Source organism: Komagataeibacter melomenusus, assembly GCF_013155395.1.
In the GTDB taxonomy this organism is placed as follows: Bacteria; Pseudomonadota; Alphaproteobacteria; order Acetobacterales; family Acetobacteraceae; genus Komagataeibacter; species Komagataeibacter melomenusus.
Genome location: NZ_JABJWC010000026.1, coordinates 1 through 15,627, shown reverse-complemented (window position 1 = coordinate 15,627; position 15,627 = coordinate 1). Strand labels below are relative to the sequence as shown.

The 15,627-nt window shown below is 63.4% G+C and carries 17 protein-coding genes; 5 read left to right on the top strand and 12 right to left on the bottom strand.

Features of this window, described 5'->3' with window-relative positions:
• Window positions 1–102 precede the first annotated feature (102 nt).
• Entirely contained in the window at window positions 103–357 is a 255-nt protein-coding gene (locus HNW77_RS10785; protein WP_082770746.1) for a hypothetical protein, read from the bottom strand.
• A gap of 227 nt (window positions 358–584) precedes the next feature.
• On the opposite strand from HNW77_RS10785, the gene HNW77_RS10780 reads away from it, so the two are divergent.
• Together HNW77_RS10780 and murI are read left to right on the top strand one after the other, a co-directional pair.
• A complete protein-coding gene (locus tag HNW77_RS10780; protein ID WP_078524208.1) occupies window positions 585–1,346 on the top strand; it encodes an orotate phosphoribosyltransferase in 762 nt (253 codons plus the stop codon).
• Between the two features lie 15 nt (window positions 1,347–1,361).
• On the top strand, window positions 1,362–2,195 hold the full coding sequence (gene murI / locus HNW77_RS10775; protein ID WP_172157563.1) for a glutamate racemase: 834 nt from the start codon (window positions 1,362–1,364) through the stop codon (window positions 2,193–2,195).
• 118 nt (window positions 2,196–2,313) lie between these two features.
• On the opposite strand, the gene HNW77_RS10770 is transcribed toward murI, so the two are convergent.
• A complete protein-coding gene (locus HNW77_RS10770; protein ID WP_172157561.1) occupies window positions 2,314–3,318 on the bottom strand; it encodes a polyprenyl synthetase family protein in 1,005 nt (334 codons plus the stop codon).
• Between the two features lie 198 nt (window positions 3,319–3,516).
• Here HNW77_RS10770 and HNW77_RS10765 point away from each other — a divergent pair, with 198 nt between their 5' ends.
• The gene (locus HNW77_RS10765) at window positions 3,517–4,272 is read left to right on the top strand and encodes a tRNA1(Val) (adenine(37)-N6)-methyltransferase (protein ID WP_172157559.1); all 756 of its coding nucleotides are present in this window, start codon (window positions 3,517–3,519) and stop codon (window positions 4,270–4,272) included.
• Between the two features lie 87 nt (window positions 4,273–4,359).
• Here HNW77_RS10765 and HNW77_RS10760 read toward each other — a convergent pair whose 3' ends face one another.
• From HNW77_RS10760 to HNW77_RS17740, 7 genes are all read right to left on the bottom strand, one after another.
• Window positions 4,360–6,207, bottom strand: a complete 1,848-nt coding sequence (locus tag HNW77_RS10760; protein ID WP_241694404.1) for a ribonucleoside-diphosphate reductase subunit alpha — start codon at window positions 6,205–6,207, stop codon at window positions 4,360–4,362.
• 309 nt (window positions 6,208–6,516) lie between these two features.
• On the bottom strand, window positions 6,517–6,981 hold the full coding sequence (locus HNW77_RS10755; RefSeq protein ID WP_172157555.1) for a molybdenum cofactor biosynthesis protein MoaE: 465 nt from the start codon (window positions 6,979–6,981) through the stop codon (window positions 6,517–6,519).
• Between the two features lie 7 nt (window positions 6,982–6,988).
• On the bottom strand, window positions 6,989–7,243 hold the full coding sequence (gene moaD, locus HNW77_RS10750) for a molybdopterin converting factor subunit 1 (protein WP_172157553.1): 255 nt from the start codon (window positions 7,241–7,243) through the stop codon (window positions 6,989–6,991).
• 55 nt (window positions 7,244–7,298) lie between these two features.
• Window positions 7,299–7,781: a hypothetical protein gene (locus tag HNW77_RS10745; protein WP_172157612.1), complete on the bottom strand. Its 483-nt coding sequence runs from the start codon at window positions 7,779–7,781 to the stop codon at window positions 7,299–7,301.
• A gap of 102 nt (window positions 7,782–7,883) precedes the next feature.
• Window positions 7,884–8,483, bottom strand: a complete 600-nt coding sequence (pgsA, locus tag HNW77_RS10740; RefSeq protein WP_130731743.1) for a CDP-diacylglycerol--glycerol-3-phosphate 3-phosphatidyltransferase — start codon at window positions 8,481–8,483, stop codon at window positions 7,884–7,886.
• Window positions 8,484–8,575: 92 nt separating this feature from the next.
• Window positions 8,576–10,462: an excinuclease ABC subunit UvrC gene (gene uvrC, locus HNW77_RS10735; RefSeq protein ID WP_172157551.1), complete on the bottom strand. Its 1,887-nt coding sequence runs from the start codon at window positions 10,460–10,462 to the stop codon at window positions 8,576–8,578.
• A 278-nt stretch (window positions 10,463–10,740) separates the two neighbouring features.
• Window positions 10,741–11,004 carry a hypothetical protein gene (locus HNW77_RS17740; RefSeq protein ID WP_241694410.1) on the bottom strand — a complete coding sequence of 88 codons (264 nt, stop codon included), beginning with the start codon at window positions 11,002–11,004 and terminating at the stop codon, window positions 10,741–10,743.
• Between HNW77_RS17740 and HNW77_RS10730 the strand changes: the two genes are divergently transcribed.
• Window positions 10,885–11,637, top strand: a complete 753-nt coding sequence (locus HNW77_RS10730; RefSeq protein ID WP_241694407.1) for an exodeoxyribonuclease III — start codon at window positions 10,885–10,887, stop codon at window positions 11,635–11,637. The genes HNW77_RS17740 and HNW77_RS10730 overlap by 120 nt on opposite strands.
• 142 nt (window positions 11,638–11,779) lie before the next feature.
• On the opposite strand, the gene HNW77_RS10725 is transcribed toward HNW77_RS10730, so the two are convergent.
• Window positions 11,780–12,502, bottom strand: coding sequence for a response regulator transcription factor (locus HNW77_RS10725; protein ID WP_172157547.1), 723 nt, complete (start codon window positions 12,500–12,502; stop codon window positions 11,780–11,782).
• 222 nt (window positions 12,503–12,724) lie between these two features.
• Between HNW77_RS10725 and HNW77_RS10720 the strand changes: the two genes are divergently transcribed.
• Window positions 12,725–13,183 (top strand): L,D-transpeptidase family protein, encoded by a 459-nt coding sequence (locus HNW77_RS10720; protein ID WP_172157545.1) that lies wholly within the window; start codon window positions 12,725–12,727, stop codon window positions 13,181–13,183.
• Here HNW77_RS10720 and HNW77_RS10715 read toward each other — a convergent pair.
• Together HNW77_RS10715 and HNW77_RS10710 are read right to left on the bottom strand one after the other, a co-directional pair.
• Window positions 13,167–15,026, bottom strand: a complete 1,860-nt coding sequence (locus HNW77_RS10715) for a cation:proton antiporter (RefSeq protein ID WP_172157543.1) — start codon at window positions 15,024–15,026, stop codon at window positions 13,167–13,169. The two genes, HNW77_RS10720 and HNW77_RS10715, sit on opposite strands and share 17 nt — an antisense overlap.
• Before the next feature lie 229 nt (window positions 15,027–15,255).
• Window positions 15,256–15,468 carry a hypothetical protein gene (locus tag HNW77_RS10710; protein WP_172157541.1) on the bottom strand — a complete coding sequence of 71 codons (213 nt, stop codon included), beginning with the start codon at window positions 15,466–15,468 and terminating at the stop codon, window positions 15,256–15,258.
• Between the last annotated feature and the right edge of the window lie 159 nt (window positions 15,469–15,627).

The following is a 15,627-nucleotide window of genomic DNA, read 5'->3' as shown; positions in this document are numbered from 1 at the left end:
CTTTCTGGCAAAAAACCGCATAAACATCACCTGACGCACATGAAAAGAGGGCAGGCCGCATCCATGCCCGGCCCTCTTTTACACAGCCCCACCCCCGACAGGTCAGTCACACTCGCACCCGGCCGTCGGGCCAGGGCGCTTTTGGATGACATGATGGTCGATCCATTCCGACACCAGGCGCCGCGCCTCGTTGAGCGAGGATTCGGGGTGGTGGATGCGGTAGAGGGTCGTGCAGGCATGGAAAGCCGACACATCGCTTGTCCCGACGCCACGCAGTTCCTGGTAGGCGGTGATTACGGCACGCTCGCATTTGCGGGCGATGCGACTGTTTTCAACAGACACGATGCGATGATCCACTAGTGAGAATGATTATTAATATTGAGATACTAGAGCGAATACCCCGTGGGGGCAAGGTACGCAAACGCTCACACTCTGCTGATCGGGTCACGTTATATTTCCGATGCGGCCTTTTTTTGGCAATTCCGCCTTCATTGGCCCGGACATAGATGGATTTTCCGCCCTGTTGCGGTTAAGCGTCTGTGCTGACATTCAGTACACGCAATTCATTTGGCCGGAGACAGGGTATGCACGACGCCACGGGGAATGGGGCAGGACTTTCAACAGGCACAACCGCATGGGACCGCGACGCAGCCCTCATGACCGCGCGCCTGCTGCTGGAAATCAAGGCCGTCAACTTCCGCCCCGATGATCCCTACACCCTGACCTCGGGCTGGAAATCCCCGGTCTATATCGATTGCCGCCGCATCATCTTCTTCCCCCGCGCGCGCCAGAAGATCATGGAACTGGCGGTGGAAAAGATCGGTCGCCATGTCGGCTATGAAAGCATCGACGCCGTGGTGGGCGGCGAGACGGCGGGCATTCCCTTCGCCGCCTGGATTGCGGACCGCATGATGGCGCCCATGGCCTATGTGCGCAAAAAGCCCAAGGGTTTTGGCCGCAATGCCCAGATCGAGGGCGATGTGCCCGAGGGCATGCGCACCCTGCTGGTGGAAGACCTGACCACCGATGGCTCATCGAAAGTGCAGTTCGCCAACGCGCTGCGCAAAGCGGGCGCGATCGTGGACCACACCTTCGTCGTGTTCTTCTACGGTGTCTTCCCTGGTGCGTATCGCACGCTGGCGGATATGGATATCAGCCTGCACGCGCTGTGCACCTGGTGGGATGTGCTGGAAGCCTGCGCGGGCAAGCCCTATTTCTCGGAAAAGGATGCCGCCGAAGTCCGCCGCTTCCTTGAAGACCCCTGCGCATGGTCGGCCAAGCATGGCGGGGTGGGCAGCGCTGAGGAGGCGCTGGCGCTCAAGGCCAGGCGTGACGCCGGGGCCTGACCTGCGGGGCTGCCGATGCCGCGCGTTCTTGCCTTCGATTCGGGCATTGGGGGGCTGGGCATCGTAGCCCAGCTCCGCCTGCTCCTGCCGGGCATACCGGTCGATTACCTGGCCGATACGGCCGTATTCCCTTACGGCGAACAGCCCGATTCCGCGCTACGCGCGCGGATCGTGCGGCTGGTGGGGGCGGCCATTGAGCGCCTGCAACCCAGCGTTGTGGTGGTGGCGTGCAATACTGCCAGCACGCTTGCGCTCGACAGCCTGCGGGCTGCTTATGACGTGCCCTTTGTGGGCTGCGTGCCCCCCATAAAATGGGCCGCCGACCAGACCCGCACCGGCACGATCGGGCTACTGGCCACGCGCGCCACCGTGCGCAGGCCCTACCTGAAAGCCCTCAGCGCCCGCTTTGCGCCTGACTGCACCCTGCTCGCCTACGGCGCGCGGGGACTGGCTGACATGGCGGAAAAGGCTTTTCGTGGCACCCCGCCCGACCCTGCCCTGCTCAGGACAGAACTGGCTGGCCTGTTCGCTCAACCCGGCGGCAGCGCAATCGACGTGGTGGGGCTGGGCTGCACGCATTATACTTTTTTGCTTGAGGCCATGCGTGATATCGGGCCACCGCATGTCGCCTGGCTGGACCCGGCACCCGCCGTAGCCCGGCAGGTCGCCCGCGTGCTGGCCACATGCCCTGCCCCGCATGGCCCTGCACCTGCCCTGCCCGACCAGTTCTGCTTTACCGCCGAGCCGCGTGACTTCGCCGCCCTACGGCCGGGGCTGGCCGCGCTGGGCTATGAGCAGGACGCAGCCAGGCCATTTGAGGCCAGTCCGGTTGTCGAACACAAAGAGTAAACGGTTCCGGGTGCTGCTTTTTGGGAAAAAAGGCAGCGTTTCCTGAAGCCTGTTGAAAAAAGCTTCACCAAAAACTCTTCTTGTTTCCAGATTCTGGAAAAGGTATGAGGCCCGCCTGCTAACGCAGGCGGCTTACGGTGTAGCTCGCCGTATCCTGCAGCATCTGGCGCAGGCGGCTGGGCGGGAAGATGGACAGCGCCTCACGCGCCGCATCGGCATATTCCGTCGCACGCGCCAACGTGGTGCGGATGGCGCCGGTCTGCTCGATCAGGCGCAGGGCATGATCAAGATCCTCGGGCTTCTGCTCGCTTTCCTCGATCACGCGCTGCCAGAAGGCACGGTCCTCTGGCGAACCCGCGGCATAGGCCGCCAGCACCGGCAGGGTGATCTTGCCTTCACGGAAGTCATCGCCCACCGTCTTGCCCAGGCGGGCCTGGTCGGCGGCGTAATCCAGCGCGTCGTCAACAAGCTGGAAAGCCATGCCCAGATTGGTGCCGTAGGATTCGAGCGCCCGCTCCTCCGCCTCGCCCCGGTCGGCCACGACAGCACCCACACGACAGGCTGCGGCGAACAGTGCCGCAGTTTTGCCATGAATGACTTCCAGATACTGATCGATCTGTGTGGACAGGTCATTCTGCGTGGACATCTGCAGCACTTCCCCTTCCGCAATGGTGGCGGAAGCGGATGAGAGGATATTCATGACCTTGAGCGAGCCATCATCCGTCATGAGCTGGAACGAGCGGGCGAACAGGAAGTCCCCCACCAGAACCGAGGCCTTGTTGCCAAACACCGCATTGGCGCTGGCCATGCCCCGGCGCAGCGAACTCTCGTCCACCACGTCATCATGCAGCAGGGTTGCCGTGTGGATGAACTCCACGCAGGCGGCCAGCGCCACGTGGCGCTGGTGCGTGGCATCGGGCTGGTAGCCGCACAGCCGGGCGGAGGCCAGTGTCAGCAGCGGGCGCAGCCGCTTGCCACCGGCGGCCACGAGGTGGGCTGCAAGCTGGGGAATAAGGGCGACCGGGCTGTCCATCCGCTCGACAATGGCGCGGTTGCACGCCGCCATGTCATCCGCAAGATATTCCGCCAGATCGCGCAGGGCGACTTCTGATCCATCTGCCATCGGGCGGCGAGCCCCTTCGTCTTTCTGACTTGCCGTTTCGTCGGATTCCGGCAGACTAACTGCTAGGGCCAAAAGGTTACTCTCCCGGTTCCGAATGTATGAACATAGAATGAGTATATGGGCGGCGCTGGAATAACGGTCAAGCCGGAGCACACAGGCACACGGTACGGAGCAGCGCATGACCTGCCTCTTCCCCCCATGGGCATGGACCCTGTCACCACAGGTCACCTGCTGGGCGGAAAGGTGGTCTATCGCCAGTTTTCGACCGGAAACAGGACCGGACTGGAGCCTGTTCTGATGGCTGCTTTCGTGCCCGCGCGCCCCGGCCAGACCGTCATGGAAGGGGGATGCGGCGCGGGTGCGGGGCTGCTCTGCCTGTCGAATCGGGTACCCCGGCTGACCGGAATCGGGCTGGAGCATGATGATGCCACCGCAGCGCTGGCCCGGCACAACTTCATGCTCAACCATCGCCATGGCCTGCATGTGCGCCATGCCACCCTGCCTGCCCTGCCCGATGACCCGCTGCTGTCCGGCCCCGGCGTGCGGCGCATCGACCATGCCTTTGCCAACCCGCCATGGCATGGGCAGGACTCGTCAGCCTCGCCGCACAGCCAGCGTGACCTTGCCCGCCGCCTGCCCACAGGCGCGCTGGGCGGCTGGGTGCGCGCCATGGCCGCCCAGCTACGCCACCACGGCACGCTGACACTGGCCCTGCCATGCAGCCTGCTGGCCGCCTGCTGCACGGCCATGGAGGGCGCGCGGCTGGGCCGGATCAGGGTGCTGCCCTTCTGGCCCCGCGCAGGGCAGGCCGCGCGCATCATGCTGGTACAGGGACGGGTGAATTCACACGCGGGCAGCGAAATGCTGCCCGGCCTCGTGCTGCATGAAGCCGATGGCCGCTTTACACCTGCGGCCCGCGCCATACTGGAACACGGCATGCCGCTTACGGTCTGAGCGAAACGGCATGCTGAAAAAATAAAAGTTTCCGGGTGCCGCCTTTTTTCAAACAGGCGGCGTTCTTTGAAGCTTTTCCCCCTCGCCTTACTGGCAGGCGAGGCATTCCTCATAGTCACCCGATGTCGCGGGAGGGGTGCCACCATCCTTTGGCGGCACGTCGCGCTTTTCCTGCCCGTCACTCACCGCATCGGCGCGCTGGATGGATAGCGAGCGGCAGTAATACAGCGATTTCACCCCCCGCTTCCACGCCATGTAATGGATCTGGTGCAGGTCGCGCTTGTGCACGTTGGCGGGCAGGAAGATGTTGACCGACTGCGCCTGGCAGATGAACGGCGCGCGATCGGCCGCATGCTCGATGACCCAGCGCTGGTCGAGTTCGAACGCGGTCTTGAACACGTCCTTCTCCTGCTGGGTCAGGAAGTCGAGATGCTGCACGCTGCCCTTGTTGAGCGTGATGGACGACCAGACATCGCTGGTGTTGCGGCCCTTGCTGGTCAGCAGCTTGTCAAGGTGGCGGTTGCGCACGGTAAACGAGCCGGACAGCGTCTTCTGCAGGAACACATTGGCCGCGATCGGCTCGATGCCGGGGCTGGCATTGCCCGCGATGATGGAAATCGACGCCGTGGGCGCGATCGCCATCTTGTTGGAGAATCGCTCCATCACGCCATATTCCGCCGCATCCGGGCACGGCCCGCGCTCTTCGGCCAGCTTGCGCGAGGCGGCATCGGCCTGCGCGCGGATGTGCTGGAAGATCCTGCGGTTCCAGCTCTTGGCCACAACGCTCTCGAACGGCACGTTCTTGGCCTGCAGGAAGGAGTGGAACCCCATCACCCCCAGCCCCACCGAGCGCTCGCGCATGGCGGCGTAGCGGGCGCGCTCCATGTCATCGGGCGCACGGTCGATGAAGTCCTGCAGCACGTTGTCGAGGAACAGCATCACGTCCTCGATGAACTGCGGGTCATCCTTCCATTCATCCCACGTCTCGAGGTTGAGCGAGGAGAGGCAGCACACCGCCGTGCGCTCGCGGCCATGGTGGTCCATGCCGGTGGGCAGCGTGATCTCGGCGCACAGGTTCGATGTCTTGACCTCAAGCCCCGCCAGCTTGTGGTGCTCGGGGCGCGCGTTGTTCACATGGTCGGAGAAGATGATGTACGGCTCGCCCTGCTCCATGCGCGCCGTCAGGATGCGAATCCACAACGCGCGGGCCGAAACCTTGCGGATGACCGTGTTGTCCTTGGGCGAAAGCAGCGCCCATTCATCATCATCGGCCACCGCGCGCATGAACGCATCCGACACCAGCACGCCGTGGTGCAGGTTGAGCGCCTTGCGGTTGGGGTCGCCGCCGGTGGGGCGGCGCAATTCGATGAATTCCTCGATCTCGGGGTGCCAGACCGGCAGGTACACCGCAGCCGAGCCGCGCCGCAGCGAGCCCTGGCTGATGGCCAGCGTCAGGCTGTCCATCACGCGGATGAAGGGAATGACACCCGAGGTCTTGCCATTGCGGCCCACGTTCTCGCCAATCGAGCGCAGGTTGCCCCAGTAGGAGCCGATGCCGCCGCCCTTTGAGGCCAGCCACACATTCTCGTTCCACAGGTCCACGATGCCGCGCAGGCTGTCATTGGCCTCGTTGAGGAAGCACGAGATGGGCAGCCCGCGCGAGGTGCCACCATTGGAGAGCACCGGCGTGGCCGGCATGAACCAGTGCCGCGAGATGTAGTCATACAGCCGCTGGGCATGGGCGGGATTGGCCCCGTAATACGAGGCCACGCGGCCAAACAGGTCCTGGTAGCTCTCATCAGGCAGGAGGTAGCGGTTGTTGAGCGTTGCCTTGCCAAATGCCGTAAGCAGCGCATCGCGGGAATGGTCCACGCGCACGGGATGATGGCCGGGAAGCTGGACCACGCTGTCCAGCATGTCAGACGTGTCAGGCATGGGCGTACTGTCCTTTCCCTGGACGAACCCATCCCCGTTGGCAGAACGATCGGCCATGCCGCCGGATACGTCATCCAGGACCATTTACATTCTCCGTAATCGGCCCGCGCCAAGGCACGCAGGGCTTTTCAGGCGCCTGCGTGGTGGGACGGGGTTTTATGATATGCCCCTATATATGGACTATTCCATGCCACTTTGCACTAGATAATGTAGCCCGGGAAAATGGGGAGCGTTCTCTCGAATCAGCGGCAAGCTTAGCGTCAAGGCGTTTAGGGAAAGATTATTTTTTTAATTTTTCTTCCCCCCGCCTCAGGCGGTGAGACTGCCCCAGCGCGCCTTTGCCGCTTCATCCTGCGCACGGGGTTCGACCCAGGCGCTGTGCCCGTTTGCAAATTCCTCGCGTTTCCAGAACGGTGCGCTGGTCTTGAGCCAGTCCATCATGAAGGCGGTGGCCTCCTGCGCCGCTCCGCGGTGGGCGGCGGCACACAGCACCAGCACGATGGGCATGCCCACCGCCAGCCTGCCCACACGGTGGATGACCGTGCAGCCCACCAGCCCGAATCGCGCGCAGGCCGATTCCGCTATGCGGCGCATCATGGATTCGGTCATGCCGGGATAATGTTCGAGTTCCAGCGCCACCAGCCCGCCGCCACCGCGCACGATTCCGGTAAAGGCTGCGACTCCCCCCACATCCTCGTGCCCGCGCAGCAGCAGCGCGGTTTCATGAGCGCTATCAAACGCTTCGGCCTGAACGCGGATCGTGACACGCGGCATGATGATCTCAGCCCCCTGTAACTGGCGGGAAAAAGGCAATCTCGTCATGGGCGGCAATAGGGGCGGCAATCGTGGCGAAACTCTGGTTCACCGCCACGCGGATCAGTTCGGGCCGGGCGAAGATGGCGGCATATTCCCCGCCACGCGCGTGCAGGGCCGCAATCAGGTCCTGCACGCAATGCGCGCCCTGCGGCAGGGGCAGCGTCTCGCCAGAGCGGCCAAGGCGGTCGCGCAGCCATGCAAAATAAAGAATGCGTAGCATTCCGCTCTTCTCTCCCACTCAGGGCAGGCACCGCGCCCCGCAGGGGCGGGTCACGTCAGGGGGCCTGCTGTTCATGCACCGTGCCATCGGCGCTGACCTCGGTTGTGCTGCCATCGCCATTGGGCACGATGATCGCCGCATCCGATGCGCCCTTATGCGTTGCCCCCTGCCCCGAAGACAATGCGGAAACTTCCCCGGGCAGCCCATCAGCCGCTGCATCGTTGCCGATCTGCATCTCGCCCCCTGCAGGCAGGTCGTGCTCGACCACGCCTGCGGTCCTGTTCCGGGTGCCGGGCAGCATGGCCGCGACCTCATCCCCCTGTGCCAGGTCCGCCTGGCCATCAGGCAGCACGGGCCAGATATTGCGCGCCTGGGGCACGATGGGCAGCACCTGCGGGGCCTGCCCGCTTACGCGGCGCATGTTCTCCCCCTCCGCACGCGGCGTATTGGGCAGGCTGCCAGGCAATTCGGTATTATCGGCCAGGATCGGCCCGAACCCGCCGCATCCCGTCAGCCCCACCAGCAATGACAGCACCAGTGCCTTGCGTACCACGCTCTTCCCTCGCCCCCTCGCCAAACCGGCGGGCCTGTGGGCCCGCAGGGACGATGAGCCATGAAGGGCGTTAATTTTTCATGTAGGTCAGGAAGATAATTTGGTGGCGCCCGAGGTGCCACGCCCCACGTGGCGCAGCCCGGTGGAGACATAATCCCACCCGGTAATCAGCGTCAGGGCGGCGGCGATCCACATCATTATGGCGCCGAGCACATTGACTGGCAGCCAGCCGATATGCAGCAGCCCTGCCGTGCTGTCGCCCGCGAGCAGGAAGCCGATCGCCGTCATCTGGAATCCGGTCTTCCATTTGGCCAGTTTCGTCACCGGCAGGCCCACGCGCGTGGCGGCCAGGTACTCGCGCAGGCCGCTGACCAGGATCTCGCGGCACAGGATGATGATGGCGGGGTACAGGCACCCGTAAGGCAGGCGCCCCAGCCCCGCCATGACCATGAGCGATGCGCCGACGAGCAGCTTGTCGGCAATGGGGTCGAGCATGCGGCCCAGATCCGAATTCTGGTTCCATGCCCGCGCCAGCTTGCCGTCGAAATAATCGGTAATGCCCGCCAGGATGAACAGCACGCACGCGGCGCAATCGGTCTGCGCGGTGTGAATGACCACAAGCGCGACCACGATCGGCACCACGATGATGCGGGACAGGGTCAGGAGGTTGGGCAGGTCGGTAAGCATGCTGATACTGCTATAACCAAGAAAGGGGAAAAGCCAAGATACTGATAGCGCCTATCAGGCAGCCTGCAGGCTCACATCTGCATGACAGCCGCTCACTCTCCTGTCCAGTCGGGATGGAAAAAACCGTAAATGACCCGTGCCATGTCGCGGTTGATGCCCGGCGCATGCTCCAGTTCCCCCAGGCCAGCCTGCCGCACGCCACGCGCCGAGCCGAAATGCTTGAGCAGCGCGCGCTTGCGTGCCGGTCCAACGCCCGGAATATCATCAAGTTCCGAGCGCACCAGGGTTTTGGAGCGCCCGGCGCGGTGGGTGGTGATGGCAAAGCGGTGCGCCTCGTCACGCAGGCGCTGGAGGTAGTACAGCACCGGATCGCGCGGCGGCAGCTGGAAGGGCGGCCGGTCGGCCGTATGGAACCACTCCCGCCCCGCATCACGGTCCGGCCCCTTGGCAATGCCCACCAGGGTCACGCCCGTCACGCCGAGTTCATCAAGCACGCCGCGCACAGCGGTGTACTGCCCTGCCCCGCCATCGATCAACAGGATGTCGGGCCAGTCCTCGGGGCGCACGCCTTCCTCGCGGTCCTTGAGTGCGCGGCGGAAGCGCCGCTCGAGCACCTCGCGCATCATGGCGAAGTCATCGCCCGGCGTGACCGGCCCCTTGATGGAAAATTTGCGGTAGGCGCGTTTTTCAAACCCTTCCGGGCCGCCCACCACCATCACGCCGTAAGGGTTGGCCCCCTGGATGTGGCTGTTATCGTAGGTCTCGATGCGCTTGGGCGGCGCATCGAGGCCAAACAGGTCGGCCACACCCTGCAACAGCTTCGCCTGCCCGGCACTTTCAGCCATCCTGCGCTCCAGCGCCTCGCGCGCGTTCAGGGCGGCATGCTCGATCACGCCGCGCTTTTCGCCACGCTGGGGGTGCAGGATCTCGACCCTGCGGCCCCGGCGCAGGCTCAGGGCGGCGGTGAGCACGTCAAGCTCGGGCAGGTCCTGGTTGACGAACACCTGGGCGGGTGGTGGCTTGTCATCATAAAACTGGCCGATGAAGGCGGCGAGCACGTCAGGCGCGTTCTCATCGCGCGCATGGCTGGGAAAGAACGCCCGGTTGCCGTTGTTGCGCCCCGCACGGATGAAGAACACCTGAATGCACGACTGCCCCGCAATCTGCCAGATGGCGATGATGTCCGCGTCACTCACGCTGGAGGGGTTGATGACGCTGGAATCCTGCTGCAGGGCCGAAAGCCCGCGTATGCGGTCGCGGATGGCCGCCGCGCGCTCGAATTCCAGCGCCCCGGCGGCCTGTTCCATCTCGCGGCCGAGTTTTTCGCGCATGTCCGGGTTCTTGCCCGCCAGGAAGCTGCGCGCCTGGGCGGCGAGTTCGGCATAGTCCTCGCGGCTGATACGGTCGGTGCACGGCGCCGAGCAGCGATGGATCTGGTGCAGCAGGCACGGGCGCGTGCGGCCCTGCATCTCGCTATCGGAGCACGAGCGCAGCAGGAAGGTGCGCTGGAGCAGGTTCAGCGTCTGGTTGACCGACCAGGCCGAGGCGAACGGCCCCCAGTACGACGCCCCCTTGACCGGCTTGCCCCGGTGCTTGCTGATCTGGGGGAAGTCGTGCCGGTCGGTCAGCATGATCCACGGGTAGCTTTTGTCATCACGCAGCAGGATGTTGTAACGCGGCTGCATGCGCTTGATGTAATTGGCCTCGAGCAGCAGGGCCTCGGCCTCGGTATGGGTGGTGACGATTTCCATGCTGCGCGTTTCCGACACCATGCGGCGCAGGCGCTCGGTCAGGCGGCTGACATGGGTGTAGGAGGTCACGCGCTTCTTCAGGTTCAGCGCCTTGCCCACATACAGCACGTCCCCCTTTTCACCGAGCATGCGGTACACGCCGGGGGCCTGCGGCATGGTGCGCAGGGCGTGGTGGATGGCATCGACCCCCACCGGGCGGGTCGGTGCGTCAGAAATGGCCGTTGTCATGGACGCCAGCCGTTCATCCACCGATAATGTGGATAAGTCTGTGGAGCAGGGGCCGAAAAAAACGTGCGGGTGGCGGTTTTCCGTTCCTGTACTTGGATTGCCCAAAAAAACATCACTAACAACAACCTACTGTTTTTAAACAATTATATTGGACAAGCCGGAGGCCGGAAAAAAAATCCGCCCCACAACAGGCCGGATTCACGGCTGTCAACCCCACAGGTGGACAAATTATGGCATCCGTGTGTCCTGATGCATGGATTGCAATTTTGCAGGAAATATCAGCTGCCTTTTGCCATTCGTTCCTGTTTTCGTCCTGCGCTGCGCCCTGTGGGGAAAAAAATATTCTTGTCAGCCTGCCACGGATCGGCAATGCAGCCGATATGCGTATCGTCACCTGGAATATCAATTCCCTCCGCCTGCGGATGCCGCTTCTCGCCCGGCTGTGCCAGGATACATCGCCCGATCTCGTCTGCCTGCAGGAAACCAAGGTGCCGGACGCCCTGTTCCCACTTGCTGACGTGCGTGCCCTTGGCTTCGAACATGTCGTGTTCCGGGGCATGAAGGGATATAATGGGGTGGCGATCCTGTCACGCCAACCCGTAACCGTGCTGGAGGAGACACCCGACTGGTGCGAAAAGGGCGACTGCCGCCACATCGCCGTGCGCCACGGCACGGGGGTGAACGCGATTGACGTGCATGATTTCTACGTGCCGGCGGGTGGTGATGTGCCCGACCCGGTCGAGAACCCCAAATTCGCCCACAAGCTGGCTTTTGTGGAGGAGGCGCGGGCGTGGTTCTCCGCACGTGACATGCGCCGCACCGTGCTGGTGGGCGACCTGAACATCGCGCCGCTTGAGCAGGATGTGTGGAGCCACAAACAGCTGCTCCGGATCGTCAGCCACACGCCCGCGGAAACCGAACGCCTGCTGGCCTGGCAGCAGACCGGCTTCATCGATGCCATGCGCGAATTCGTGCCGCCGGATGAGAAGCTCTATACGTGGTGGTCCTACCGCAACCGCGACTGGAGCGCGTCAAACCGCGGGCGGCGGCTGGACCATGTATGGGTCACGCCCGACCTGCGCCCCGCCCTGCGCGGCATGGAGGTGCTGCGTGCCGCCCGCGACTGGGAAAAGCCCTCGGACCACGTGCCGGTGCTGATCGACATTGACGGCTGACCTGCCGGGACAGCCTTCTTCTAAGCTTTTTGAAAGAAGCTTCACCAAAAACTTCCGTTTTCATCAATCAGTGGCCTGAACGCGACCGGGCCGCCCGAAACCGGGCGGCCCGTCACAATCCATAGGTCAGAACAGGGCCCGTTCAGGCAAGGGCGGCGCTCTTGCCCCCTTCGGGGTCGAGACGGTAGCCGCCGCCTTCCGTCACCAGCAGGCTGGCATTGGTGGGGTCGGGCTCGATCTTCTGGCGCAGGCGGTAGATATGGGTTTCCAGCGTGTGGGTGGTCACGGCCGCGTTGTAGCCCCATACCTCATTGAGCAGCACCTGCCGGGGCACGGGGCGCGTGCCCGCGCGGTACAGGAACTTCAGGATGGCCGCTTCCTTCTCCGTCAGGCGGATGCGGCGATTCTTGGCCGTTTCCTGCAACAGCTTGGCCGACGGGCGGAAGATATACGGCCCGATGGCGAAGACCGCGTCCTCGCTGTTCTCGAAAATGCGCATCTGCGCGCGCAGGCGGGCCAGCAGTTCCGCAATGCGGAATGGCTTGGCCACATAGTCATTGGCGCCCGCATCAAGCCCGCGCACCACGTCCGTCTCGTCATCAGAGCCAGTCAGGATGATGATGGGGATGCGCTTGCCCTTGCGCCGCAGGTCAGCGCAGAAGTCACGCCCGTCCCCGTCAGGCAGGGATACATCGAGGATGATCGCGTCAAAGCGCGCCCCCGGTTTCTGCAGCTTCTCCCAGGCCTCGGCGACGGAGCCAGCCTCGATCGCTTCAAATTCACCATCAATCTGTAGCTGTTCAACGAGCATCTGACGTAAAGTCTGATCGTCGTCCGCTATCAGTATGGGACGTGCTCCTGCCATCGAACCCTCTTTATCACTTTAAGGCCGGCCCTTTATCGAACCGGTCTCTGTCTTTGCTGTTCATGCCCGCCACCACGACCGACAGGCCCATGACCCGCCGGCCCCGATGCCGTATGCAGCCGGATGAGGCCGGAGATAACATAAATACGACCCGATCCAGAGGAATTCATGATACGCGCTATTTTGCAAACGAATACAGGGCTGGATGCACAACTGCATTGCATGCGCGAAATTATGCCCGCCATCATCGGCGCGGGGGGCATCAAGACCCGCAAAATCGAGGGAGATCACGCAACACCTGCCGGTATTCTGCCATTGCGGCGCGTGTTCTATCGCGCCGACCGGGTGGCATCACCTGTTTGTCATCTGCCTGTCGAGCCGCTCTCGCCGCTTGATGGCTGGTGCGACGACCCTGCCAGCACCGATTACAACCGCCACGTCACCCTGCCCCACCCTGCCCGGCACGAGCGCCTGTGGCGCGAGGATCACGTTTACGACATTCTGGTGGTGCTTGGTTATAACGACGCGCCTGTCCATTCCGGCGCGGGCTCGGCCATCTTCCTTCACCTGCCGCCCAGGGGCGGCCGCCCGACGGAAGGCTGCATCGCCCTGCCCGAACCCGAACTGCGCCGCCTGCTGGCCGCGGGACTTGCGGAAATCGAGGTCAGGCCGCCGGGATAGACCCATCGACCACGGGCAGGTCCGTCCGGCTCACATCCTGCCCCGGCGGCATGAACAGCACGATGATGTCGCCTTCCGCCGGTTCGGCCGGAATCGCGTCCTCGGCGGAGAAAACCCAGATCGCCGTGCCCTTGCGGATGATCATGAACAGCATGGCCGGGCCATCGGTCAGCCGGGTTTCGCTTATGGTTTCATCGGCGACATAGCTGCCAAAGCGCCAGCCCTGGGCGTAGCGGGAATCGATGAGCGAGAAATTCCACGCAGGCTCGCCCAGCACCTTGCCGCGCGAATCCCGGCTCAGCCCGTGATACAGGTCCAGCCTTGCAATGCCCGGGCTGACCTGAAACACGCGCTGCCGCCCCAGGTCAGGCGCCATGCGCGCGCACACCAGGCCGTTATAGATGGCATCCGGCGTGGTGGCGATCAGGTAGTCGGCGGGGCGTTCCTCCAGGCTTTCCTGCCCCTCGACCGAGAGCAGTTCGGCGCGCAGCACCGGTATGCCCAGCCGCGCCGCCTTGTTGAGCGCAGGCGCATAGGTATCGACCAGCAGCACCGGCACGCCCCGGTCATGCACCACGCTGGCAAGGTTGGTGGACCATGCATTGGCCCCCATGATGGCCAGCGCCGGCTCATCGGACAGGGTGAGCCTGAGCGCGCGCGCCAGCGGCCTGAGCGAGAATCCATGCAGGATCATGGTCGAGGCGATCAGCGCGAACACGGCGGGCGTGATCATGTTGGCCCCTGCGTAACCGGCCTCCTGCAACTGTAGCCCCACCACGCCGGACACGGCGGCGGCCACGATGCCGCGCGGCGCAATCCAGCCCACGAACAGCCGCTCCTGCCACGACATGCTTGCCCCGATGGTGGAAAGATAGATGCCCAGCGGCCTGACGACGAACATAACCGTGAAGGTCAGCGCCATGATCGGCCAGGACAGTTCGGCCAGCACCGTGCGCTGCAGGTCCGCCGTGAGCAGCACGAACAGGCACGAGACCACGATCACGCCCAGCGATTCCTTGATGCGCTGGAGTTCCGACATGCCGGTCACATGCAGGTTGGCCAGCGCCATGCCGAACACGGTGGCCGCCATGAGCCCCGCCCCCTGCATGAGCAGGTTGCACACGGCCGCAACCCCCATGGCGAAGGCCAGGATCATGGGAATGCGCAGGATCTCGGGCAGCAGGTCGCGCGCCGAGAGGAACTTGATGAGCAGGGCGGGAAAAATGCCGCACCCGATGGAAAACATGGTGGCAAACAGCAGGTGCGGCCCGATTTCCACCGCCGCCAGCGAGGCATCGGATGTGTGGCTGGAACTGATCAGCAGGCATTCCAGCACCAGGGTGGCCAGAATGGCGGCGATGGGGTCGTTCACGATCGCCTCCCACCGCAGGAAGGCCGCCACCCTTGGCCGCAGCTTGGTGTGGCGCAGCAGGGGCAGCACCACGGTTGGCCCCGTCACCACCACAATGGCACCAAACAGCCATGCCGTGCCCCAGTTCAGATGCCCCACGTAATGCGCGGCCAGCGAGCCGAGCACCCAGTTGATGGGAAGTGCCGCCGCGGTCAGGCGCAGCACGCCCTCGCCCGATTCACGCCACTGCCGCAGGTCAAGCGCAAGGCCACCCTCGAACACGATGAACGCCACGGCCATGGACACAAGCGGGTGGAAATACGGCCCGATGGCCGTGGCCGGGTGCAGGATGCCAAGCCCCGGCCCGCAGATCAGCCCAAGGGCAAACAGCAGCACGATGGCAGGCAGCTTGAAGCGCCACGCCACCCACTGCGCCGCGATGCCGCCGCCCAGCACGAACAGAATTCCAATTGCCAGGTTTGTTGCCTGCATCCCGATGTCCCATAATGTTGCAAATGGCGCTGGTGCCACCCTGCCGATGGATCATGGTGGGCCGCGACCTTTCAGGCCCGCCCAGCCCTGCGCCGCATCCATGATCCTGTCAGCTTCGGCACATGATACTGTATATGTGCAACAATAATGCCCAGGGCAGGAAACCAGAACCAGCCTGTCATAGATAAGCCAAAAATATTTCTTGCCGCAACAGAATACGGCGCGAATGTTAAACATCGCGCAGGCGCGATTTGACCTTCTTTTGTTGTGCTGACGCTTTGTTGATGGCTGCATTCACCCCTGCCTGTGCGCCCGCTTGGCGGGGCACGGGATGTTGCGCATGGGTTGTAAAGCCTGTTTGGGCTGAAGGAAGTATCAGGCCCGGAGCTTGCTGAAAACGCTGTCTTTTGGAAACTGTTTGAAAAGTCAGACCGGAAAACATCCGGCAATCATAAGGATGTTTTTGGTGAAGCCTTTTTCAGGGTCTGTTTGGAATTGATTTTTCACAAGGTCCCTGATGTGCTTTAAACTGCATATGGATCGCTTGATATTGACGGATGCCCAATGGGCGAAAATGGAACCGCTGTGCCTTGGCAAGCAA